At 73.5% G+C, this 22,025-nt stretch carries 21 protein-coding genes; 16 read left to right on the top strand and 5 right to left on the bottom strand.

Going from position 1 to position 22,025, the window contains the following annotated elements; translation table 11 throughout:
- Positions 1–6 precede the first annotated feature (6 nt).
- Both ACZ6ZN_RS03675 and ACZ6ZN_RS03670 read left to right on the top strand, forming a co-directional pair.
- Positions 7–1,347, top strand: a complete 1,341-nt coding sequence (locus ACZ6ZN_RS03675; protein WP_469642804.1) for a 6-phospho-beta-glucosidase — start codon at positions 7–9, stop codon at positions 1,345–1,347.
- Positions 1,348–1,462: 115 nt separating this feature from the next.
- Positions 1,463–1,981: a cupin domain-containing protein gene (locus tag ACZ6ZN_RS03670; RefSeq protein WP_469642802.1), complete on the top strand. Its 519-nt coding sequence runs from the start codon at positions 1,463–1,465 to the stop codon at positions 1,979–1,981.
- On the opposite strand, the gene ACZ6ZN_RS03665 is transcribed toward ACZ6ZN_RS03670, so the two are convergent.
- Positions 1,933–3,102, bottom strand: a complete 1,170-nt coding sequence (locus ACZ6ZN_RS03665) for an ATP-grasp domain-containing protein (protein WP_469642800.1) — start codon at positions 3,100–3,102, stop codon at positions 1,933–1,935. The genes ACZ6ZN_RS03670 and ACZ6ZN_RS03665 overlap by 49 nt on opposite strands.
- Before the next feature lie 413 nt (positions 3,103–3,515).
- Here ACZ6ZN_RS03665 and ACZ6ZN_RS03660 point away from each other — a divergent pair, with 413 nt between their 5' ends.
- Positions 3,516–4,175 carry a 4'-phosphopantetheinyl transferase family protein gene (locus ACZ6ZN_RS03660; RefSeq protein WP_469642798.1) on the top strand — a complete coding sequence of 220 codons (660 nt, stop codon included), beginning with the start codon at positions 3,516–3,518 and terminating at the stop codon, positions 4,173–4,175.
- A 58-nt stretch (positions 4,176–4,233) separates the two neighbouring features.
- Here ACZ6ZN_RS03660 and ACZ6ZN_RS03655 read toward each other — a convergent pair whose 3' ends face one another.
- The 3 genes from ACZ6ZN_RS03655 to ACZ6ZN_RS03645 all read right to left on the bottom strand — a co-directional run bounded on the left by ACZ6ZN_RS03655 (position 4,234) and on the right by ACZ6ZN_RS03645 (position 5,857).
- Positions 4,234–4,458, bottom strand: coding sequence for a hypothetical protein (locus ACZ6ZN_RS03655; protein WP_398107895.1), 225 nt, complete (start codon positions 4,456–4,458; stop codon positions 4,234–4,236).
- Between the two features lie 176 nt (positions 4,459–4,634).
- Positions 4,635–5,165, bottom strand: a complete 531-nt coding sequence (locus ACZ6ZN_RS03650) for a toxin-antitoxin system, toxin component (protein ID WP_398107946.1) — start codon at positions 5,163–5,165, stop codon at positions 4,635–4,637.
- A 32-nt stretch (positions 5,166–5,197) separates the two neighbouring features.
- Positions 5,198–5,857: a helix-turn-helix domain-containing protein gene (locus ACZ6ZN_RS03645; RefSeq protein ID WP_469642797.1), complete on the bottom strand. Its 660-nt coding sequence runs from the start codon at positions 5,855–5,857 to the stop codon at positions 5,198–5,200.
- Between the two features lie 238 nt (positions 5,858–6,095).
- Between ACZ6ZN_RS03645 and ACZ6ZN_RS03640 the strand changes: the two genes are divergently transcribed.
- The 13 genes from ACZ6ZN_RS03640 to ACZ6ZN_RS03580 all read left to right on the top strand — a co-directional run bounded on the left by ACZ6ZN_RS03640 (position 6,096) and on the right by ACZ6ZN_RS03580 (position 20,589).
- Positions 6,096–6,755 (top strand): MmyB family transcriptional regulator, encoded by a 660-nt coding sequence (locus ACZ6ZN_RS03640; RefSeq protein ID WP_469642796.1) that lies wholly within the window; start codon positions 6,096–6,098, stop codon positions 6,753–6,755.
- A gap of 97 nt (positions 6,756–6,852) precedes the next feature.
- Positions 6,853–8,007, top strand: coding sequence for an NAD(P)/FAD-dependent oxidoreductase (locus ACZ6ZN_RS03635; protein ID WP_469642795.1), 1,155 nt, complete (start codon positions 6,853–6,855; stop codon positions 8,005–8,007).
- Positions 8,004–8,318: a (2Fe-2S)-binding protein gene (locus ACZ6ZN_RS03630; protein WP_398107891.1), complete on the top strand. Its 315-nt coding sequence runs from the start codon at positions 8,004–8,006 to the stop codon at positions 8,316–8,318. Before ACZ6ZN_RS03635 ends, ACZ6ZN_RS03630 begins: the two co-directional genes overlap by 4 nt.
- Before the next feature lie 74 nt (positions 8,319–8,392).
- Positions 8,393–9,757: an FAD-dependent oxidoreductase gene (locus ACZ6ZN_RS03625; protein ID WP_469642794.1), complete on the top strand. Its 1,365-nt coding sequence runs from the start codon at positions 8,393–8,395 to the stop codon at positions 9,755–9,757.
- A complete protein-coding gene (locus ACZ6ZN_RS03620) occupies positions 9,754–10,644 on the top strand; it encodes a dihydrodipicolinate synthase family protein (RefSeq protein ID WP_469642793.1) in 891 nt (296 codons plus the stop codon). Before ACZ6ZN_RS03625 ends, ACZ6ZN_RS03620 begins: the two co-directional genes overlap by 4 nt.
- Before the next feature lie 5 nt (positions 10,645–10,649).
- Complete coding sequence (locus tag ACZ6ZN_RS03615) at positions 10,650–11,651, top strand: proline racemase family protein (RefSeq protein ID WP_451877027.1); 1,002 nt, start codon at positions 10,650–10,652, stop codon at positions 11,649–11,651.
- A gap of 40 nt (positions 11,652–11,691) precedes the next feature.
- The gene (locus tag ACZ6ZN_RS03610; protein ID WP_369194908.1) at positions 11,692–12,363 is read left to right on the top strand and encodes a GntR family transcriptional regulator; all 672 of its coding nucleotides are present in this window, start codon (positions 11,692–11,694) and stop codon (positions 12,361–12,363) included.
- A gap of 57 nt (positions 12,364–12,420) precedes the next feature.
- Entirely contained in the window at positions 12,421–13,416 is a 996-nt protein-coding gene (locus ACZ6ZN_RS03605; protein ID WP_398107886.1) for a LacI family DNA-binding transcriptional regulator, read from the top strand.
- 133 nt (positions 13,417–13,549) lie between these two features.
- Positions 13,550–14,893, top strand: a complete 1,344-nt coding sequence (locus tag ACZ6ZN_RS03600; protein WP_398107885.1) for an ABC transporter substrate-binding protein — start codon at positions 13,550–13,552, stop codon at positions 14,891–14,893.
- 5 nt (positions 14,894–14,898) lie between these two features.
- Positions 14,899–15,879, top strand: coding sequence for a carbohydrate ABC transporter permease (locus ACZ6ZN_RS03595; protein ID WP_469642790.1), 981 nt, complete (start codon positions 14,899–14,901; stop codon positions 15,877–15,879).
- A complete protein-coding gene (locus ACZ6ZN_RS03590; RefSeq protein WP_451877023.1) occupies positions 15,876–16,739 on the top strand; it encodes a carbohydrate ABC transporter permease in 864 nt (287 codons plus the stop codon). Before ACZ6ZN_RS03595 ends, ACZ6ZN_RS03590 begins: the two co-directional genes overlap by 4 nt.
- Before the next feature lie 38 nt (positions 16,740–16,777).
- Entirely contained in the window at positions 16,778–18,367 is a 1,590-nt protein-coding gene (locus tag ACZ6ZN_RS03585; RefSeq protein WP_469642788.1) for a glycoside hydrolase family 13 protein, read from the top strand.
- 77 nt (positions 18,368–18,444) lie between these two features.
- Positions 18,445–20,589, top strand: a complete 2,145-nt coding sequence (locus ACZ6ZN_RS03580) for a discoidin domain-containing protein (RefSeq protein WP_469642786.1) — start codon at positions 18,445–18,447, stop codon at positions 20,587–20,589.
- An 82-nt stretch (positions 20,590–20,671) separates the two neighbouring features.
- Here the strand turns inward: ACZ6ZN_RS03580 and ACZ6ZN_RS03575 are convergent, their stop codons facing one another.
- Complete coding sequence (locus tag ACZ6ZN_RS03575; RefSeq protein ID WP_469642784.1) at positions 20,672–21,955, bottom strand: MFS transporter; 1,284 nt, start codon at positions 21,953–21,955, stop codon at positions 20,672–20,674.
- Positions 21,956–22,025: the final 70 nt, after the last annotated feature.

The following is a 22,025-nucleotide window of genomic DNA, read 5'->3' as shown; positions in this document are numbered from 1 at the left end:
AACCCGGTGAGACTGACGATTCTGGGCGGCGGAGGCTTCCGCGTGCCGCTGGTGTACGGGGCCCTGCTGACCGACCACGCCGAGGGCCGCGTGACCAGCGTCGTCCTGCACGATCCGGACGCGGGACGACTCTCGGCGGTGACGCGCGTCCTCGCCGAACAGGCCGTGGGTGTCCCGGACGCCCCCGAGGTGAGCGCCACCACCGACCTCGACGAGGCGCTGCGCGGGGCCGACTTCGTGTTCTCGGCGATCCGCGTCGGCGGCCTGGAGGGCCGGGCGGACGACGAGCGCGTCGCGCTGGCCGAGGGCGTCCTCGGCCAGGAGACGGTCGGCGCCGGCGGCATCGCCTACGGCCTGCGCACGGTGCCGGTCGCCGAGGACATCGCGGCGCGTGTGGCCCGGCTCGCCCCCGGCGCCTGGGTCATCAACTTCACCAACCCGGCCGGACTGGTCACCGAGGCCATGTCCCGCCACCTGGGCGACCGCGTGATCGGGATCTGCGACTCACCGGTCGGCCTCGGCCGCCGCATCGCCCGCGTGGTGGGCGTGCGGAACCCGGGCGAGGCGTTCATCGACTACGTCGGCCTCAACCACCTCGGCTGGGTGCGCGGCCTGCACGTGGCCGGCCGGGACGAACTGCCGCGCCTGCTCGCGGACCCGGCACTGCTCGGCTCCTTCGAGGAGGGCAAGCTCTTCGGCGCCGACTGGCTGCGCTCCCTGGGCGCCGTCCCCAACGAGTACCTGCACTACTACTACTTCAACCGCGAGGCCGTGAGCGCCTACCGGCAGGCGGAGAAGACCCGCGGCGCCTTCCTGCGCGACCAGCAGGCCCGCTTCTACGCCGAGGTCGCGGACCCGGGGACCTCCGCCCTGAAGGCCTGGGACGACACCCGTGCCGAGCGCGAGGCCACCTACATGGCCGAGAACCGCGAGAGCGCGGGCGCGGGCGAGCGCGACGAGGACGACCTGTCCGGCGGCTACGAGAAGGTCGCCCTCGCCCTGATGCGGGCCATCGCCCGCGACGAGCGCACCACCCTGATCCTCAACGTCCGCAACCGGCACACCCTGTCGGTGCTCGACGGCGAGGCCGTCATCGAGGTGCCCTGCCTGGTCGACGCCAACGGCGCCCACCCCCTCGCCGTCGACCCGCTGCCCGGCCACGCCACCGGGCTGGTCTGCGCGGTCAAGGCCGTCGAGCGCGAGGTCCTGGCCGCCGCCCGGACGGGATCCCGCGCGACGGCCGTGAAGGCCTTCGCGCTGCACCCCCTCGTCGACTCCGTGAACGTGGCCCGCAAGCTGGTCGAGGGCTACACCGAGGCCCACCCGGGGCTGGCGTACCTGAGATGAACGCCGTCGCGTGAGCGCCGTCCCCCCTCCGCTCCCGGCCGCACCGGATTGACCCACGAAAGCGGCAGCGGAATGCCCCCTGCCCCGGGTCACCCGGCTGCCTAGGCTCGTCATCATGACGACGACGCAGCAGCAGACGCCCCCCGCCCGTGACTTCCCGCCGGTCCTCACCCGCGCCGCCGAGGCGGAGCAGACCCGTGACCCCAGCAGTGTGATGACCCTCCTCGCCGACTCCGCGGACACCGGCGGCCGGCTCACCAGCTACCGGTCGACCTTCGCCGAGGGCGCGGTCGGCGCACCCGCCCATCTGCACACCGAGGCGGCCGAGCTGTTCTTCGTGCTCGACGGTGCGCTCCAGGTCCTGGTCGGCGAGGAGATCACCGTGCTGCGGGCCGGCGACTTCCTGCTGGTGCCCCCGCACACCCCGCACGCCTTCGCCGCCGCGCCCGATGAGACGGCCGACGTGCTGTTCGTCTTCACCCCGGGCGCGGGCCGGTTCGACTACCTGCGGCTGCTGGGCCGGGTGATGCGGGGCGAAGCCGCCCCCGAGGAGATCGCTGCCTCCTCGGAGCGCTTCGACAACCACTACGTGGACAGCCCCGTCTGGCGCGAGGCGCTCGCGGCCAGGTCCTGAAGGGGCACCGCGGCCGCTGCGCCCGCGTCGACCGGGCCCGCCGGGGCGGGCACCGCCGGGAGCGGCTCGCAGGCCGCCTGCCGCTGCTTCGGGACGGACACCGGCCGCAGCGGGCGCGGCCCGGACACCACCGTGTAGTCCTGCCCCAGGAACGGCGGGACGATCTCGCCCGGGTCCTCGCCGAGGGCCAGTCGCACCGCGGCCCACGGGGCGTTGACACCGCACAGGGACAGCTGGTGCAAACCGCCCGCCGGGCGGGTGTTGACGTCCATGAGCACGGGCCGCTCGCCGAACATGCGGAACTGGATGTTGGACAGGTGGTGCAGACCGAAGCCCTCGGCGATCCGCCGGGCCGGCTCCAGCCACTGCTCGTGCAGGGTGAAGCCGCGGCGCCGGCCGTTCTTGGTGCGGCCGACGGCCAGCCGGACCCGGTTGTCCGTGCCGGTCAGGCAGTCCACCGACACCTCGGGCTGCTCCAGGCGGGGCATCACCAGCCAGTCGACGGGCTCCCCGGCCCCGTGCAGTGCCTCCAGCACCAGGTCGAGCGGCACGTACGGGCCGGGGAACCCGTCGAGCTGGGCCAGCGAGAAGGGGCTGCGGGTGATCACGCGGAAGCCCACCCCGCCCGCCCCGGAGGCCGGCTTGAAGCAGGCGCGGTGCCCGGCGGCCTCCAACTCCTCGACCGCGGCGAGGAGTTCCTCCGCGGTGCGGACCCTCCACCAGGGCGGTACGGGCACGCCGATCGACTGGACCGCCTCGTAGGCGACCACCTTGTCCGCGAAGAGGGCCACCGCCTCGGGCGTCGGTGCCAGCAGCGCGGTGCCGGCCGCCGCGAACTCGGCGCGGTGCGCCACGATCGCCGCCTGGTGGAGCCGGGGCACGAACACGTCGATGCCGCGCCGCGCGCACTGGTCCAGCGCGTACTCGACGTACCCGGCCGGGGACAGGTTCCCGGGTTCCGGCTCCGCGGTGTCGGCGGCGGCCAGGACGGGCGAGTCCGGGTCGCCGTGCGTGGCGTGGATCTCGACGGCCCGGTCGTCGGGATTCCTCCGCAGCTGATCCATGAAGAACACGTTCTCCGCGTACGTGCGGTTGAGCCAGACGCGTACGCGAGAGACCATCCGGGCCGCCTTTCACGGTTCGCGGGCAGGGCTCGGCGGCCCGTGCCCGGGCAGGAGGAGGGAGGGTCACCAAACCGCCCTGCTCGAGGGGGAGTTCACGGCGGCGGTGTCGGGGCGATCATACGGCTTTCGCGAGCCGGGTCGTGCCACGCCCGTGGGAGCGATCGCGCCGCCCGCCGGGCACCCGGCCCGCCTTGTCGCCGCGGCCCGTGATGTGATCTCTTGGGCAGGCGTGCGCAGGGGCACTCGGAGGGGGCGAAGATGATGTCGACGGCCGAGGGTGCGGGGCAGCCGCCGTCCGCCGGCGGCCGGTCGGCGGGCCGGCCTCCCGCCGCCCGTGAGCGCCGTCAGCCGCTGTCCGCCGCACCGGCTCCGGACGGATGTGCCGCGGCGCCCCGAGTGAGCGAGGAACGGTGATCGAGGAACTGCTGCCCCCCGCCGTGGTGACGGTGGAAGCGTACGGCCGGGACGCCGCGGCCGCCGAGCTCTTCCCCGAGGAGGCGGCCGTCCTGACCCGGGCGGTCGCCAAACGGCAGCGGGAGTTCGCCGTCGTGCGCTCCTGCGCCCGGCGTGCCATGGAGAAGCTCGGTGTGCCGCCGCAGCCGGTCCTGCCGGGGGAGCGGGGCGCCCCGGGCTGGCCGGCCGGGCTGGTCGGCAGCATGACCCACTGCGACGACTACTGCGCCGCGGCGCTGGTCCGCGCCTGCGACCTGGCCTCCCTGGGCATCGACGCCGAGGTCCACGAGCCGCTGTTCGAGGAGGTGCTGTCGACCGTGGCCCTGCCGGCCGAGGTGGACCGGCTGCGGCGGCTCGCCGGCCGGCGTCCCGACGTGCACTGGGACCGGTTGCTGTTCAGCGCGAAGGAGTCCGTCTACAAGGCGTGGTTCCCCCTCACCCGGGAGTGGCTCGACTTCACGGAGGCGGACGTCGAACTCGCCGAGGACGGCAGCTTCCGCGCGGCGCTCCTCGTCCCCGGCCCCCGGGTCGGCGGCCGCCGCCTCGACCACTTCGAAGGCCGCTGGACGACGGGCCGCGGCCTGATCGCCACGGCCGTGGCGGTCCCGCACGCCTGAGCGGGACCGCGTCACGCACCCGGGCCCCGGCCGGTGCGGCTCCCCGGGACTCGCCGGCTCAGGGCCCCGGTTCCGGGCACCAGCTCTCCAGGAGGCGGAAGAACGCCTCCTCGTTGCCGGTCAGGCCCGCCTCCCGAAGGGCCTGCTCCGCCTCGGCGAGCACCGCGGGCGGGACGACGGGCGGGCCGCCGTCCCGGTCGAAGGCCGCCCGGACGGTGTGCAGCAGACGCAGGTACGCCTGGACGGCGGTGCGTTCACGGTCGGTCAGTACGGCGGTCGGCATCGGTCGGCTCTCCCCGTGTCGGCGTCATCGGTCCCGCGCCCGCCAGGGCACGACGCCCCGCACAGCGGTGCGCACCCCCAGCTTGCCGCCCACCACTGACAATCCGGTCCCGCCGCCCTCCGGTTCGCCCGCTCGGCGCAGACGCGACCGACCCGCGCCACCCGCGCGGGCGGCCGTCAGCCCTGCGGGCCGCGGTACCCCAGGGACGCCTCGATGCGCCCGGCCAGGTGGTCGCGCTGCGCCGGGGCGCGGGACGCGGAACCGGCCAGCCAGGCGCGGCACTTGCTGGCGAGCAGCAGTCCGAAGCTCTCCGCCTCGCGCTCGTCGTCGAGGTCGAAGCGGGTGCGCGCGGCGACCTTCAGCACGGTCGCCTGGAGGTCGGCGCGGTCGTCGAGCAGCCGGGCCGCGACCGCCGCACCCTCGACGTGGTGCGAGCAGTGGCCCGCCTTCATGTGCCACAGCTCGTGTCCCAGGATCACCAACTGGTGCTCGGGGGCCGTGCGTTCCTCGATCACCACCAGGTCCTGCTCGGCCATGTCGAGCCAGAGCCCGCTCGCGGTGCCGGGCGGGAAGGCGGCCGTGCGGAAGCGCACGGGGCGGCCGCGGCGTCTGCTCATGCCGTCGCACAGCGCGGCGTACAGCTCGTCCGGACGCGCCGGCGCGGGGAGGGTCAGCTCCGCGACCAGCTCGCCGCACAGGCGGCGCATTTCCCTACCGATGCCCACAGTTCTCCCCACGGTCACGACTCGGGCCGCTTGACGCTCTCCAGGAGCATGTCCAGCCACTCCGCGACCTTGTCGCGGTGCTGGTCGGTGGGCAGCTGCGCGGCACGCCAGGCGATGCCGCGCACGCCGTGGTCCTGCAGCAGCCGCTCCAGCGGGTCGTCGACCGCCGCGGCAGCCTGGCGCTCCCGGTCGGCGAGCTTCTGCAGCAGCTCCTGCTCGGTGTGCTGCAACGCGCTCACCAGGGCCTCGGGATCCTCGGCGGTCAGGAAGCCGGCGTGCACCCGGAAGAACCGCTGCAGCGCGTCGCAGTGCTCCATGGTCGGCCGCCGGTCGCCGTTGATGAGGGCGCCGGCCTGCTGCCGGGACATGCCCGCGCCGTCGGCGATCTCCTGCTGGGTGTATCTGCGGCCGTTGGGCTTGAGCCGGGTGCGCCGCAGCAGGTCCAGACGCTGCAGGAACCGGGCCTGCACATCCGGCTCACCGGCAGGCCGGCCGCTGAGCAGCGCCTTGACCACGGACTCCGGCACCCCGGAGGCCGCGGACAGCCGGGCGGTGTCGAAGACCTCGGCGTGCGGCACGCCGAGCCGGTCGGCGAGCGCGGTGACACGGGAGACGACGGCCGGCAGCACAACAGCCTGCGTGGCGCCCGGACCTTCGACGAAGCCACCCGTCACCGACAGATCTCCTACGTCTCTCACAGGCTTCTCACATATAGATGCCGTGACCTACCCCGGCGTGAACTGACCGGAGCGTAGCCGGTGCCTCGAACTCACATCCAGGTCTCGCCACAACTGTGGCCAATTTCAGCCGTCAACAGCCGCGGAATGCCACGATAGTTGACACGCCTCCGCTCCGGGCAGCAGGATCGGGGCGCCGCGTCAGGGCCGCACAGGCAAGAGGGGTGACCTCCCGATGGCATATCAGGCAGGAGGGCAGCGGCCGGCACCGCGGCCCGTCGCCGAGACTCCCGAGATCCAGGCCTACCTGGAGGACTACGCCGGGCTGCTGGAGACAGCCGGCTCCCCCTCGCTCGTCGTGGACCACTGCTGGGACGTGGTCCTGGCCAACAGCGCCTTCCGGTCGCTCTTCGCCGCCGTCGGGCCGCACCCGACGGCGATGCCCGGCGACAACTTCCTGCGGTTCGTGCTCTTCCACCCCGACGCACCCGCCGTCCTCGGCGACCACGAGTCCAGCTGGTGCCTGCCGATGCTCGCGCACTTCGCCCGGACCGTGGAGACGCACGGCCCCGATCACGGGCTCCAGTCGGTCCGCCGGGACATCGCCCAGGACCCGATCATGGAGGCCGCCTACCGGCACGGCCTGCCGCACTGGATCCGCTCGGTCGGCGAGGACGCCGTCGAGCAGGACGGCGCCGTACGGCCGCTGCTGCACCCGGACCCGCGGCGGGGCGCCGTCGAGTGCCGGATCGTCGCCGAGACCTCCCGCACGCTGGAGGAACTGGGCTGCACCCGGCTCACGTTCGTGTTGCGTGACGCGCGTCGCACGCCGTCCCGGGACCGCCGCACCCGCCGCGCCGCCTCCCACCTCCGGGTCGTCCCCGCCGCCGGCTGACTCCTCGCGGCCCGGGACCCCCAGCGCCGCGCCCCTCGCGGGTCCTCTCTGTGCGGGACCCATTCCCAGAGCGTGTGGTGTGTGACATAGTACTGGCGTGAGCAAGCCGCTGACCTGCGATGTCGTGGTGATCGGCGCCGGAGTGGTCGGCGCCGCTTGCGCCTTGTACGCCGCCCGGGCCGGCCTGCGTCCGGTCGTCGTGGACCGCGGCCCGGTCGCCGGCGGCACCACCGGCGCGGGGGAGGGCAACCTCCTCGTCTCCGACAAGGAGCCCGGCCCCGAACTCGAACTGGCCCTGCTGTCCGCCCGCCTGTGGGCCGAGCTGGCCGAGGAGGGGCTGGGCGGGGCCGTCGAGTACGAACCCAAGGGCGGTCTCGTCGTCGCCGGCGGCGACACGGCCCTGGCCGGGCTGGAGAAGCTCGCCGCCGGGCAGCGGGCGGCGGGGGTGGCGGCACTGCCGGTGCCGGCGACCGGGCTCCGCGACCTGGAACCGCACCTGGCCCCCGGCCTCGCGGGCGGCATGCACTACCCGCAGGACGCCCAGGTGATGCCCGCCCTCGCGGCCGCGCACCTCCTGCGCGCCTCCGGGGCCCGGCTGCTCACCGGCCGGGAGGTGACCGAGGTGCTGCGCGGAGCCGGTGGTGCGGTACGCGGCGTGCGGACCGACCGGGGCGAGCTGCACGCCCCGGCGGTGGTCAACGCGGCGGGCACCTGGGGCGCCGAGGTGGCGGCCCGGGCCGGAGTCCGCCTGCCCGTCCTGCCCCGGCGCGGTTTCGTCCTGGTCACCGAGCCGCTGCCGCCCCGGATCCGGCACAAGGTGTACGCCGCGGACTACGTCGCCGACGTGGCCAGCGACGCGGCGTCGCTGCAGACCTCCCCGGTGGTGGAGGGCACGCCCGCGGGGCCGGTCCTCATCGGCGCCAGCCGCGAACGGGTCGGTTTCGACCGGTCGTTGTCGCTCCCGGCCGTCCGGGCCCTCGCCGCCGGGGCCACCGCGCTGTTCCCGTTCCTCGCCGGCGTGCGCGCCCTGCGCACCTACGCCGGTTTCCGGCCGTATCTGCCCGACCACCTGCCCGCGATCGGCCCCGACCCCCGCCTGCCCGGCCTCTTCCACGCCTGCGGGCACGAGGGCGCGGGCATCGGGCTCGCCACCGGCACCGGCCGGCTGATCGCCCGGGCGCTCACCGGTGAGCCGCCCGACCTGGACCTCGGGCCGTTCCGGCCCGACCGCTTCCCGCAGGAGGCCCCGTGAATCCCCTGGAGCTGGCGGGCGCCCGGCCCGGCCCCGCCTTCACCGTCACCTTCGACGGCCGCCCCGTGCAGGCCCTGCCCGGGCAGACGGTCGCCGCCGTGCTGTGGACGGCCGGCGTCACCTCCTGGCGGACCACCCGGGGCGAGGGCCGCCCGCGCGGGGTGTTCTGCGGGATCGGCGTCTGCTTCGACTGCCTGGTGACCGTCAACGACCGCCCCGGCCAACGCGCCTGCCTGGTGCCGGTGCACCCGGGCGACACGATCGTCACCCAGGCCGGGTCGGGTCACGGCGAGGTGCGCCGTGCGGACTGAACCCGTGCCGTTCGGCGCCCCGCGCACCGGCCCCGCCGCCGACCGGGACCGGACCGCCCACCGGGAGGCGCGCCGTGCGCACTGACCTCGCCGTGATCGGGGCCGGGCCCGCCGGTCTCGCCGCCGCCCTGGCCGCGTCCGCACGCGGGGTGCGTGTGGCGCTCGTCGACGCCGCGCCCGGGCCGGGCGGGCAGTTCTACCGGCAGCCCGCGGCCGGTCTCGGCGCCACCCGGCCCGAGGCGCTGCACCACCGGTGGCGGACGTGGCAGCGGCTGCGGGACGACCTCGCCGCCGCCGCCGTGAACGTTCTGACGGAGCATCACGTCTGGTGCGTGGAACCGGTCTCCGGCGGTTTCACCGTGCACGCCCTGCTCGGCCCCGGGCAGGAGGAGCCCGCCGAGGTGCACGCGCGTGCCCTCCTGCTGGCCACCGGCGGTCACGAGACGGTCCTGCCCTTCCCCGGCTGGACCCTGCCCGGCGTCGTCACCGCCGGAGGAGCGCAGGCCATGCTCAAGGGCGGGCTGGTGGTGCCGGGCGGCCGGGCCGTCGTCGCCGGGACCGGACCGCTGCTGCTGCCCGTGGCCGCCGGCCTCGCCGCGGCCGGGGTGGGGGTCGCCGCACTCGTCGAGTCCACCGGCCCCCGGCGGCTCGCCCGCCACGCCCGGGCCCTGGCCGCCAAGGTCCCCGAAGGCGCCGGGTACGCGGCCCGGCTGCTGCGCCACCGTGTGCCGGTCCTCACCCGCCACACCGTCGTCCGCGCCCACGGCGAGGACCGGCTGACCGGCGTCACGATCGCCGCCCTCGGACCCGACGACCGCGTCCGGCCCGGCACCGAACGGCGGCTGGACTGCGACACCCTGGCCGTCGGCCACGGCATGGTCCCGCAGACCGATCTCGCCGGGGCCCTGGGCTGCCGCCTGGACGGACTCGGCGTGGCCGTCGACGCCGAGCAGCGCACCGACGTGCCCGGCGTATGGGCGGCCGGGGAGACCACCGGCGTCGGCGGCGCCGCCCTGGCCCTGGCCGAGGGGCACATCGCCGGCAGCTCCGCCGCGGCCCGCCTGCGCGGCACCGACCCCGCCCCCGCGCCCGCCGCCCTCAGGTCCCGGGCACGGCAGCGGAATTCGGCCACCGCCCTCGACACCGCCTGGGCCCCGCCCGCGCACTGGGCCGAGCAGCTCACCGGCGACACCGTCGTCTGCCGCTGCGAGGAGGTCACCGCCGGCGACGTCCGCGGCGCCCTGGACCTCGGGGCGGGCGACGAGCGGACCGTGAAGCTGCTGACCCGGGCGGGAATGGGCTGGTGCCAGGGCCGCATGTGCCATGCGGCGGTCGCCGCCCTCGCCGGCCGCCGGCCCACCCCGCCCGCACGTCCGTTCGCCCGGCCCGTGCCGCTCGGCGTCCTCGCACGGCAACACACCGAGAAGGGACCGTCATGACCGAACACCGCCCCTGGCGCGGCGTCCTCGTCGCCACCGCGCTGCCGCTCGACCCCGACCTCTCCGTGAACCTCGACCGCTACGCCGAGCACTGCGCCTGGCTGGTGGAGAACGGCTGCGACGGCGTGGTGCCCAACGGCTCCCTCGGCGAGTACCAGGTGCTCACGCCCGAGGAACGCGCCCGGGTCGTCGAGACGGCCGTCGCGGCGGTCGGCGGGGAGCGGGTGATGCCGGGCGTCGCCGCCTACGGCTCCGCCGAGTCCCGGCGCTGGGCCGAGCACGCGGCCGAGGCGGGCTGCCGTTCGGTGATGCTGCTGCCGCCGAACGCCTACCGCGCCGACGAGCGGTCCGTCCTCGCCCACTACGCGGAGGTCGCGAAGGCGGGCCTGCCGGTCGTGGCGTACAACAACCCCATAGACACCAAGGTCGACCTCCTGCCGGAACTGCTCGCCCGGCTGCACGGCGAGGGACACATCCGGGCCGTCAAGGAGTTCTCCGGCGATGTCCGCCGGGCCTACCGGATCGCCGAACTGGCCCCGGACCTGGACCTGCTGGCCGGGGCCGACGACGTCCTGCTGGAGCTGGCCGTCGCGGGCGCCAAGGGCTGGGTCGCGGGCTACCCGAACGCCCTGCCCCGGGCCTCGGCCGAGCTGTACCGGGCGGCGGTGGCCGGCGACCTGGTAACCGCTCTGCCGCTGTACCGGCAGCTGCACCCGCTGCTGCGGTGGGACTCCCGGGTGGAGTTCGTGCAGGCCATCAAGTTGTCCATGGACGTCGTCGGCCGCCACGGCGGCCCCTGCCGGCCGCCGCGTGCGGCGCTGCTGCCCGAACAGGAGGCCGCCGTACGGGCCGCCACCGAGAAGGCCGTCGCGGCCGGATGGGCGTAGGGGCCATGCGCAGCAGACTCGTCCTGCACGCCGTCGACTCGCACACCGAGGGCATGCCGACCCGGGTGATCACCGGCGGCATCGGCACCGTCCCGGGCGCGACGATGAACGAACGGCGGCTGTGGTTCCGCGAACACCGCGACGACGTCAAGCAGTTGCTGATGAACGAGCCGCGCGGCCACTCCGCCATGAGCGGCGCGATCCTCCAGCCGCCCACCCGCCCCGACTGCGACTGGGGCGTCCTCTACATCGAGGTCTCCGGTTATCTGCCGATGTGCGGGCACGGCACCATCGGGGTGGCCACCGTGCTCGTCGAGACCGGCATGGTCGAGGCCGTCGAACCCGTCACGACCATCCGCCTGGACACCCCGGCGGGCCCGGTGCTGGCCGAGGTGGCCGTCGAGGACGGGGCCGCCAGGCAGGTCACCCTGCGCAACGTGCCCTCCTTCGCCGTCGGCCTCGACCGCGAGGCGGTCCTGCCCGACGGCCGCTCGGTGACGTACGACCTGGCGTTCGGCGGCAACTTCTACGCCATCCTGCCCCTGGAGCGGTTCGGGCTGCCCTTCGACCGCTCCCGCAAGGACGAGATCCTCGCCGCGGGTCTGTCGTTGATGGCCGCCGTCAACGCCGAGGACCCGCCCGTCCACCCCGAGGATCCCTCGATCCGCGGACTGCACCACGTGTACCTGGCGGCCCCCGGCTCGACCGCCGCCCACTCCCGGCACGCCATGGCCATCCACCCCGGCTGGTTCGACCGCTCGCCCTGCGGCACCGGCACCAGCGCCCGGATGGCGCAGTTGCACGCACGCGGCGAACTCCCGCTGCACACCGAGTTCGTGAACGAGTCCTTCATCGGCACCCGCTTCACCGGCAGACTGCTCGGCACGACCGAGGTCGCCGGCCGGCCGGCCGTCCTGCCCAGCTTCACCGGACGGGCCTGGATCACCGGCACCGCCCAGTACCTGCTCGACCCCGACGACCCGTTCCCCGCGGGATTCGTCCTGTAGGCCGGGCACGCCCGCGCACACGAGAGGAACCACGACCGACATGGCCCCGCAGCACACCCCCGCCCTGCCCGTGCTCGGCAGCAGGAAGCCCAGCCACCGGGAACGGGTCGCGGACGCGCTGCGGGCCGCCCTCATCGCCGGTGAACTGCGGCCGGGCGAGGTGTACTCGGCCCCCGGCCTCGCCGCCCGCTTCGGCGTCTCGGCGACCCCGGTGCGCGAGGCCATGCTCGACCTCGCCAAGGAGGGACTGGTCGACACCGTGCCCAACAAGGGCTTCCGGGTCACCGCCGTCTCCGAGCGGCAGCTCGACGAGTACACGCACGTCCGGCGGCTGATCGAGATCCCCACGACGGCGGGGCTCGCGGCGACGGCCGACCCGGCGGCCCTGCGGGCGCTGCGCCCGGTGGCCGAGGAGATCGTCACCTCCGCGGCCGACGGCGACCTCATCGCCTACGTCGAGGCCGACCTGCGCTTCCACCTCGGCCTGCTGGCCCTCGCCGGCAACGGCCACCTCGTCGACGTCGTGCGGGATCTCCGGCGCCGCTCGCGGCTCTACGGGCTGACGGCGCTGGTGGAACAGGGACGGCTGCGTGCGTCCGCCGAGGAACACTTGGAGATCCTCGACGCCCTGCTGGCCCGCGACGAGGAGGCCGTGCGCGCGGTGATGACCCGCCACCTCGGCCACGTCAGGGGGATGTGGGCCGCGCCCTGACCCCCTCCTTGCGCAGTTACGCAAGCAGCTTGCGTTTCTTGCGCTAGTCTTGCGGGCATGACGCGACGACTTGCCGAGGTGGCGAAGAAGGTCGGGGTCAGCGAGGCCACCGTCAGCCGGGTGCTCAACGGCAAGCCCGGGGTCTCCGAGCCGACCCGGCAGGCGGTGCTCTCCGCCCTCGACGTCCTGGGCTACGAGCGCCCCACGCAGCTGCGCGGCGAGCGCGCCCGTCTGGTCGGTCTGGTCCTGCCCGAGCTGCAGAACCCGATCTTCCCGGCGTTCGCGGAGGTCATCGGCGGGGCCCTGGCCCAGCTCGGACTGACCCCGGTGCTGTGCACACAGACCCGCGGCGGTGTCTCCGAGGCGGACTACGTGACGCTGCTGCTCCAGCAGCAGGTCTCCGGCGTGGTGTTCGCCGGCGGCCTGTACGCCCAGGCCGACGCCCCGCACGACCACTACCGGCAGCTCGCCGAGCGGCACATCCCCGTCGTGCTGGTCAACGCCGCCATCGAGCACCTGGGCTTTCCCGGCGTGTCCTGCGACGACGCGGTCGCGGTCGAACAGGCCTGGCGGCACCTGTCCTCCCTCGGGCACGAGCGCATCGGGCTGGTGCTGGGCCCGGCCGACCACGTCCCGTCGGCACGCAAACTGGCCGCCGTACGGGCCGTGGGGCACGTGCCCGACGAGTTCGTCGCCCGCGCCATGTTCTCCATCGAGGGTGGACACGCGGCGGCGGCCCGGCTCATCGACCGGGGCGTCACCGGCTTCATCTGCGCCAGCGACCCGCTGGCCCTCGGCGTCGTGCGCGCCGCCCGCCGCAAGGGACTCGACGTGCCCGCGCGGATCTCCGTCGTGGGCTACGACGACTCCGCGCTGATGAACTGCACCGAGCCCCCGCTCACCACGGTCCGCCAGCCCATCGAGGCCATGGGCAAGGCCGTCGTGGAGCTGCTGAACGCCCAGATCAGCGGTGGTTCGGTGGCGGCCGACGAGCTGCTGTTCGAGCCGGAACTGGTGGTGCGCGGCTCGACGGCCCAGGCACCGCGCATCTGAGATCCACCCTTCTGTCGAACAATTACAGATTCTGCGCGACATCTTGCGGACAGATGTCGCCGGTGCTTGAGTGTGCGGCGCCCCCGCTCCCGTCCTGAGGCGTCCACCCGCTCCTGCCCTAAGGGGTCCACCGATGACAAGCACCGGGATCCGCCGTACCGTCGCCGTGATCGGCGTCAGCGCGCTCGCGCTCACCGCCTGCGGCGGAGCCGACGGCGACTCCGCCAGTGGCAAGACCCGCATCACGGTCAACTGCATGCCCCCCAAGAGCGCCAAGGTCGACCGCGCGTTCTTCGAGGAGGACGTCGCCGCCTTCGAGAAGCAGAACCCGGACATCGACGTCGTCCCGCACGACGCGTTCCCCTGCCAGGACCCCAAGACGTTCGACGCGAAACTCGCCGGCGGGCAGATGGAGGACGTCTTCTACACGTACTTCACCGACGCCCGGCACGTCGTCGACATCGACCAGGCCGCCGATCTCACGCCGTACGTCAAGGAGCTCAAGAGCTACGGCACCGTCCAGAAGCAGCTGCGCGACATCTACACCGTCGACGGCAAGGTGTACGGCGTCCCGCGCACCGGCTACTCGATGGGCCTGATCTACAACAAGGCCCTCTTCGAGAAGGCCGGCCTCGACCCCGAGCGGCCCCCGGCGACCTGGCCCGAGGTCCGCAGCGCCGCCAAGAAGATCGCCGGCCTGGGCGGCGGCACCGTCGGCTACGCCGACTACAGCGCCCAGAACCAGGGCGGCTGGCACTTCACCGCCGAGCTGTACTCCCAGGGCGGCGAGGTCGTCGACGCCGCCGGCGAGCGGGCGACCGTCGACAGCCCCGAGGGCCGCGCCGTGCTGCGGACCCTGCACGACATGCGCTGGACGGACGAGTCGATGGGCAGCAAGCAGCTCCTGGTCATCAACGACGCGCAGCAGATGATGGGTTCGGGCAAGCTCGGCATGTACCTCGCCGCCCCCGACAACATCCCGATCCTGGTCAAGGAGAAGGGCGCCGACTACGAGGACATCGCCATCGCCCCGATGCCCGGCGGCAGGGCGACCCTCGTCGGCGGTGACGGCTACATGTTCAGCAAGAAGGCGAGCCCCGCCCAGATCCGCGCCGGGCTCAAGTGGCTGGACCACATGTTCCTCACCCCCGGCGACGGCTTCCTCGGGGACTACGCCCGCGCCAAGAAGAACGACGCCCCGGTCGGACTGCCCGAGCCGCGCCTGTTCACCGGCGCCGCCGATGCCAAGGACCAGCAGGTCAAGAAGGCCAACGCCAATGTCCCGGTGGAGAACTACCAGCCCTTCCTGGACGGCAACCAGAACCTCGGCATGAAGATCGAGCCGCCCCACGCCCAGCAGATCTACTCCGTGCTCGACGGGGTCGTCTCCGCCGTCCTCACCAAGCGGGACGCGGACATCGACCGGCTGCTGAAGGACGCCTCCGGCAAGATCGACGGCATCCTGGCACGGGGCTGAGCCCGGTGAAGCACCCGGGGCCCATCCCGACGAGGACCGCCGACCGGCCGCTCGCCCGGGCGATCGCGGTCCGCCCGGTCCAGGCACCGTCCCCGGCAGGGGACCGGGGGCGGCGCCGCCGCCTCGCCGACCAGGGCCGCGCCTACGCCTTCCTCCTGGGCGGACTGATCTGCTTCGCCCTGTTCTCCTGGTACCCGGCGATCCGCGCGGTCGTGATCGCCTTCCAGAAGTACACGCCCGGCTCCGACCCCGAATGGGTCGGCACGGCCAACTTCACCCGCGTCGTGCAGGACCCGGAGTTCGCCGCCGCCTGGCGCAACACCCTCACCTTCACCGTGCTCGCCCTGCTGATCGGCTTCGCGGTCCCCTTCGTGCTGGCCCTCGTCCTCAACGAACTCCGTCACGCCAGGGCGTTCTTCCGTGTCGTGGTCTACCTGCCGGTGATGATCCCGCCGGTGGTCAGCGCCCTGCTGTGGAAGTGGTTCTACGACCCCGGCGCCGGTCTCGCCAACGAGGCGCTGCGGTTCCTGCACCTGCCCACCTCCAACTGGTCCAACGGCGCCGACACCGCCCTCGTCTCCCTCGTCATCGTGGCCACCTGGGCCAACATGGGCGGCACCGTGCTGATCTACCTGGCCGCCCTGCAGTCCATCCCCGGCGAGCTGTACGAGGCGGCCGAACTGGACGGGGCGAGCCTGCTGCAACGCGTCCGGCACGTCACCGTCCCGCAGACCAGGTTCGTGATCCTCATGCTGATGCTGCTTCAGATCATCGCCACCATGCAGGTGTTCACCGAACCGTTCGTCATCACGGGCGGCGGCCCGGAGAACGCCACGGTCACCGTGCTGTACCTGATCTACAAGTACGCCTTCCTGTACAACGACTTCGGCGGGGCCTGCGCGCTCAGCGTGATGCTCCTGCTGCTGCTCGGCCTGTTCTCCGCCGGGTACCTGCGGCTGACCCGGACCGACGGGGAGGCGGCATGAGCAGCACCCGCACCCTGGTCTCCCCGGCCGTCCTCGCCCGGCCGCGCGGCAGGGCCGTGTACTGGACCGTGTTCACCGGCGTCGTCCTGCTGTTCGCGCTGGCCTTCCTCTTCCCCGTCTACTGGATGGTCACGGGCGCGATGAAGTCGGCCGACGAGGTGGCGCGCACCCCGCCCACCCTCGTCCCGGACACCTGGCGGACGTCCGGCTACACGGACGCCTGGGACCTGATGCAGTTGCCCACGCACCTGTGGAACACGGTCGTGCAGGCGGCCGGGGCGTGGCTGTTCCAGCTGGTGTTCTGCACCGCCGCCGCCTACGCCCTGTCCAAGCTGAAGCCCGCCTTCGGCAAGGTCGTCCTGGCCGGCATCCTGGCCACCCTGATGGTCCCGGCGCAGGCCCTGGTCGTGCCCAAGTACCTGACCGTCGCCGACCTCGGCCTGCTCAACGACCCGCTCGCCATCTGGCTGCCGGCCGTCGCCAACGCCTTCAACCTCTACCTGCTCAAGCGGTTCTTCGACCAGATCCCCCGGGACGTCCTGGAAGCGGCCGAGATGGACGGTGCCGGGCGGCTGCGGGTGCTGTGGTCGATCGTGCTGCCCATGTCCCGGCCCGTGCTGGGCGTGGTGTCGATCTTCGCGCTGGTCGCCGTGTGGCAGGACTTCCTCTGGCCCCTGATGGTCTTCTCCGACACCGGCAGGCAGCCGATCAGCGTGGCCCTCGTCCAGCTGTCGCAGAACATCCAGCTGACCGTGCTCATCGCCGCCATGGTGATCGCCAGCATCCCCATGGTCGCGCTGTTCCTCGTCTTCCAGCGGCACATCATCGCCGGGATCAGTGCGGGCAGCACCAAGGGCTGACGCCGCCGACCCCCCCCTTACGACGAAAGGCACCGACCGTGGGACAGCCCACCCCCGCCTCCCCGTCCTCCTCGGCCGCCGACTGGTGGCGCTCCGCCGTCATCTACCAGGTGTACGTCCGCAGCTTCGCCGACGGCGACGGTGACGGCACCGGCGACCTCGCGGGCGTGCGTGCCCGGCTGCCCCATCTCGCCGAACTCGGCGTCGACGCGCTGTGGTTCACGCCCTGGTACCTGTCCCCCATGAAGGACGGCGGCTACGACGTCGCCGACTACCGGATGATCGACCCGGCGTTCGGCACCCTCGCCGAGGCCGAGAAGCTCATCGCCGAAGCGCTGCACCTGGGCATCCGCACCATCGTCGACATCGTCCCGAACCACGTCTCCGACCAGCACCCCTGGTTCCGCGCCGCCCTCGCGGGCGGCCCCGAGCGGGAGCTGTTCCACTTCCGCCCGGGCCGGGGCGCCGGCGGCGAGCTGCCGCCCAACGACTGGCGCTCGGAGTTCGGCGGCCCCGCCTGGACCCGCGTCGCCGACGGCTCCTGGTACCTCCACCTGTTCGCCCCCGAGCAGCCCGACCTGAACTGGGCCCACCCGGCGGTCCGCCAGGAGCACGAGGACGTCCTGCGGTTCTGGATGGAGCGCGGCGTCGCCGGAGTGCGCATCGACTCCGCCGCGCTGCTGGCCAAGGACCCCCGGCTGCCCGACTTCGTCCAGGGCCGCGACCCGCACCCCTACGTCGACCGCGACGAACTGCACGACGTCTACCGCTCCTGGCGGGCCGTCGCCGACGAGTACGGCGCCGTGTTCGTCGGCGAGGTCTGGCTGCCGGACACCGAGCGCTTCGCCCGCTACCTGCGCCCCGACGAACTGCACACCGCCTTCAACTTCTCCTTCATGACCTGCCCCTGGGACGCGGGACGGCTGCGCCGCTCCATCGACGAGACCCTGGCCGAGCACGCCCCGGTGGGCGCGCCCGCCACCTGGGTGCTGTGCAACCACGACGTGACCCGCACCGTCACCCGCTACGGCCGCCGGGACACCGGGTTCGACTTCGCCACCAAGGCCTTCGGCATCCCCTCCGACCCGGAACTGGGCACCCGTCGGGCACGCGCTGCCGCCCTGCTGTCCCTGGCCCTGCCCGGCGCCGTCTACGTCTACCAGGGCGAGGAACTGGGCCTGCCCGAGGCCGAGATCCCCCCGGACCGCATCCAGGACCCGATGCACTTCCGCTCCGGCGGCACCGACCCGGGCCGGGACGGCTGCCGTGTGCCGCTGCCCTGGACGGCCGGGGCACCGCACGCCGGGTTCGGCGGCGAACCGTGGCTGCCGCAGCCCGAGGACTGGGCCGCGTACGCCGCCGACCGGCAGGCCCGCGACCCGGAGTCGATGCTCCGTCTGTACCGGGAGGCGATCCGGCTCCGCCCCGTCTTCGGCGACGGCCCTCTCACCTGGCTTCCGGCCCCCGACGGCGTGCTCGCCTTCGGCCGGGCGGACGCCCTGTGCCTGGTGAACCTGTCCGGCACCCCCGTCACCCTGCCCGCCCGTGCACGACTGCTCCTCGCCAGCGGCCCGCTGGACGCCGAGGGGCGGCTGCCCGAGGACGCCGCGGTCTGGCTGCGCGCCTGAGACCGCGGCAACGCGCTATCCCCGTACCCCCACCACGAAGGGATCAGCACATGCACACCCAGCAGACTGTCAGGAGCATGCCAGCCCTGGCGACGGCCGTGGTGCTCGCCGCCGGGACCCTCGTCGCCCTCGCCCCCACCCCGGCGCAGGCCGCGGCGGGCGCCACCCTGCCGTTCACGTCGGTCGAGGCCGAGTCGGCGGCCGGCACCGGCTCCCGGATCGGCCCCGATCACACCCAGGGCACCCTCGCCTCCGAGGCCTCGGGACGCCAGGCCGTGCGCCTCGCACCCGGGCAGCGCGTCGAGTTCACGGTGCCCCGCACGGCCGACGCGGTGAACGTCGCCCACAGCGTCCCCGACGGCCAGTCCGGCTCGCTCGACGTGTACGTCAACGGCCGCAAGCTCGCCCGGACCCTGCCGGTGACCTCGAAGTACTCGTACGTCGACACGCCCTGGATCCCCGGTGCGAAGACGCACCACTTCTACGACAACGCCCGGATGCTGCTCGGGGAGACCGTCCGGGCCGGCGACAAGGTCGCCTTCCAGGCCACGAACGTCCAGGTGACCGTGGACGTGGCCGACTTCGAGCAGGCGGCCGGGCCCGCGTCCCAGCCGGCGGGGTCGGTGTCCGTCACCTCCAAGGGAGCCGACCCCAGCGGCCGGGGCGACTCCACCCAGGCCTTCCGGGACGCCATCGCGGCGGCCCGGGGCGGGGTGGTGTGGATCCCGCCGGGGGAGTACCGGCTGACCCAGTCCCTCAACGGCGTGCAGGACGTCACCCTCCGGGGCGCCGGGCACTGGCACTCCGTGGTGCGCACCTCCCGCTTCATCGACCAGTCCGGTTCCGCCGGGAACGTCCACATCGAGGACTTCGCGGTGATCGGCGAGGTCACCGAGCGCGTCGACTCCACCCCGGACAACTTCGTCAACGGCTCGCTCGGTCCGAACAGCTCCGTCTCCGGCATGTGGCTGCAGCACCTGAAGGTCGGGCTGTGGCTGATGGGCAACAACGACAACCTGGTCGTCGAGAACAACCGCTTCCTCGACATGACCGCCGACGGACTCAACCTCAACGGCGGCGCCCGCGGCGTGCGCGTCCGCCAGAACTTCCTGCGCAACCAGGGCGACGACGCGCTCGCCATGTGGTCGCTGAACGCGCCGGACGTCGACAGCAGCTTCGAGAACAACACCATCACCCAGCCGAACCTCGCCAACGGCATCGCGATCTACGGCGGCACCGACATCACCGTGCGCGGCAACCTCGTCTCCGACACCAACGCGCTCGGCAGCGGCATCGCCATCTCCAACCAGAAGTTCCTCGACCCCTTCCACCCGCTCGCCGGGACCATCACGGTCGACGGCAACACCCTCGTGCGCACCGGCGCGATGAACCCCAACTGGAACCACCCCATGGGCGCCCTGCGGGTCGACTCCTACGACAGCGCCATCGGGGCGCAGGTGCGCATCACCGACACGACCGTCACCGACAGCCCCTACAGCGCCTTCGAGTTCGTCTCCGGCAGCGGGCGCGGCTTCGCGGCGAGGAACATCACCGTCGACGGGGCGACCGTGCGCAACACGGGCACGGTCGTCGTCCAGGCCGAGACCCAGGGCGCCGCCACCTTCCGCAACGTCACCGCCTCCGGTGTCGGCGCCGCGGGTGTCTACAACTGCCCCTACCCGAGCGGCTCGGGCACCTTCACCCTCACCGACGGCGGCGGCAACTCCGGCTGGAGCAGCACCTGGTCGGACTGCGACAGCTGGCCGCAGCCCGGCCAGGGCAACCCCGACCCGGACCCGGACCGCAACCTCGCCAAGGGCCGCCCGGCCACGGCCACCGGCTCCCAGGACGTCTACACGCCCGGCAAGGCGGTCGACGGTGACGCGAACACCTACTGGGAGTCGGCCAACCGCGCCTTCCCGCAGTCCCTGACCGTCGACCTCGGCTCCGCCCAGGCGGTCCGGCGCCTGGTGCTCAAGCTGCCCCCGCAGGCCGCCTGGCAGGCCCGTACGCAGACGCTGTCGGTGCTCGGCAGCACGGACGGATCGGCGTGGTCGACGGTGGTGGCCGCGAAGGACTACCGCTTCGACCCGGCCACCGGCAACACCGCCACGGTCACCCTGCCCGCCGGTACCGGCCTGCGCCACCTGCGCCTCCAGGTGACGGCCAACACCGGCTGGCCGGCGGCCCAGTTCAGCGAGGTGGAGGCGTACCTCTCCTGACCTGCCCGCACGCCCCGCGCCCCGCCGCCCCGGACACACGAGGCGGCGGGACGCGGGGCCCGCGCGCTCACGGCAACGGCCCTCAACGCCGCAGCGGAGCGTGAGCCGTCTCCGGCAGCCGCAGGTACACCAGCGACGATCCCAGGCAGATCGCGGCGACGTACCAGGGGAACAGGCCCGCGTGGCCCAGTTCCTCGAACAGCGTGCCCAGGTAGGGAGCCGTGCCGCCGAAGACGGCCACCGTCAGGGAGTAGGGGAAGCCGATGCCCGCCGCGCGGACGCGGGGCGGGAAGATCTCCGCGTTGACGGCCGCGCTGATCGAGGTGAACCCGGTCAGCAGCACCATGCCCGAGCACTGCACGAGCAGCAGCACGGTGAAGGAGTCGCGCAGCGCGTGCAGCAGCGGCACCACGAGCAGGGCGAAGCCCAGACCGAAGAAGAGCAGCAGCGGACGGCGGCCGAGGCGGTCCGACAGCAGCCCGCCGAGCGGCTGCAGCAGGGCGAAGAACGCCAGCGAGAGGGTGCCCGCGAGCAGCGCGTCCGCCTTCTCCACGCCCGCGTCGAGTTCGGCGTACGTCGGCAGGTACGACGTCCAGGTGTAGTAGGCGAGGGTGCCGCCCGCCGTGATGCCGGCGACCAGGAGGGACGCGCGCGGATGCCGGCGCAGCGACTCGAACAGGCCCGGGCGGGGCGCCTTCTCCTGCTCGGCGCTGCGGGTCTCCTGCGCGCCGCGCCGGACCCAGAAGCCGACCAGGCTCAGGACGGCGCCCAGGACGAAGGGGACCCGCCAGCCCCAGCCGTTCATCCGCTCCTCGCTCAGCGTGCCCACCAGCAGCGTCGCGACGCCGGGGGCGACGAGCTGGCCCACCGTCGTCGAGACGTACTGGAAGCTGGAGAACAGCCCGCGCCGGCCCGGGGCCGCCGACTCCACCAGGAACGTCGTCGAGGCCGCGAACTCCCCGCCCACCGACAGGCCCTGCAACAGCCGGGCGAGGACGAGGACCACCGGCGCGAGCACACCCACCGACGCGTACGTCGGAGTGAGCCCCACCAGCAGGCTGCTGCCGCCCATGAGCAGGATGGTGACGGTCAGCGCGGCCCGCCGCCCGTGCCGGTCCGCGACCGCGCCCATCAGCAGCCCGCCCACGGGCCGCATGAAGAAGCCCACCGCGAACACCGCGAACGTCGACAGCAGCGGCACCAGCGAGCTGTCCGCGCCCTTCGGGAAGACCTGGCCGGCGATGTAGGTGGCGAGGAACGTGTAGGCGTACCAGTCGTACCACTCCACCGCGTTGCCCACGGAGGCGGCGAGAAGCTGGCGAACGGGCCGTTTCGTCGGCGGGGGAGCCGTCTGCGTCTGCGTCACGCCCCTCACCCTCCCCCCGGTAAGCGCCGCCGCACCCGGCGTACCGGCGACTTTCACACGAGCGTCACCG

The sequence above is a fragment of the Streptomyces sp. NPDC053665 genome (assembly GCF_055585285.1).
Note: the sequence above shows the minus strand (reverse complement) of the source record. Positions and strands in the feature narration are given on the sequence as shown.

Excerpts from the sequence above, each read along its gene's own strand:
- ACZ6ZN_RS03670 (WP_469642802.1), top strand. The coding sequence starts at position 1,463 with ATGACGACGACGCAGCAGCAGACGCCCCCCGCCCGTGACTTCCCGCCG.
- ACZ6ZN_RS03665 (WP_469642800.1), bottom strand. The coding sequence starts at position 3,102 with ATGGTCTCTCGCGTACGCGTCTGGCTCAACCGCACGTACGCGGAGAAC.
- ACZ6ZN_RS03655 (WP_398107895.1), bottom strand. The coding sequence starts at position 4,458 with ATGCCGACCGCCGTACTGACCGACCGTGAACGCACCGCCGTCCAGGCG.
- ACZ6ZN_RS03650 (WP_398107946.1), bottom strand. The coding sequence starts at position 5,165 with ATGCGCCGCCTGTGCGGCGAGCTGGTCGCGGAGCTGACCCTCCCCGCG.
- ACZ6ZN_RS03640 (WP_469642796.1), top strand. The coding sequence starts at position 6,096 with ATGGCATATCAGGCAGGAGGGCAGCGGCCGGCACCGCGGCCCGTCGCC.
- ACZ6ZN_RS03620 (WP_469642793.1), top strand. The coding sequence starts at position 9,754 with ATGACCGAACACCGCCCCTGGCGCGGCGTCCTCGTCGCCACCGCGCTG.
- ACZ6ZN_RS03615 (WP_451877027.1), top strand. The coding sequence starts at position 10,650 with ATGCGCAGCAGACTCGTCCTGCACGCCGTCGACTCGCACACCGAGGGC.
- ACZ6ZN_RS03610 (WP_369194908.1), top strand. The coding sequence starts at position 11,692 with ATGGCCCCGCAGCACACCCCCGCCCTGCCCGTGCTCGGCAGCAGGAAG.
- ACZ6ZN_RS03605 (WP_398107886.1), top strand. The coding sequence starts at position 12,421 with ATGACGCGACGACTTGCCGAGGTGGCGAAGAAGGTCGGGGTCAGCGAG.
- ACZ6ZN_RS03600 (WP_398107885.1), top strand. The coding sequence starts at position 13,550 with ATGACAAGCACCGGGATCCGCCGTACCGTCGCCGTGATCGGCGTCAGC.
- ACZ6ZN_RS03590 (WP_451877023.1), top strand. The coding sequence starts at position 15,876 with ATGAGCAGCACCCGCACCCTGGTCTCCCCGGCCGTCCTCGCCCGGCCG.
- ACZ6ZN_RS03580 (WP_469642786.1), top strand. The coding sequence starts at position 18,445 with ATGCCAGCCCTGGCGACGGCCGTGGTGCTCGCCGCCGGGACCCTCGTC.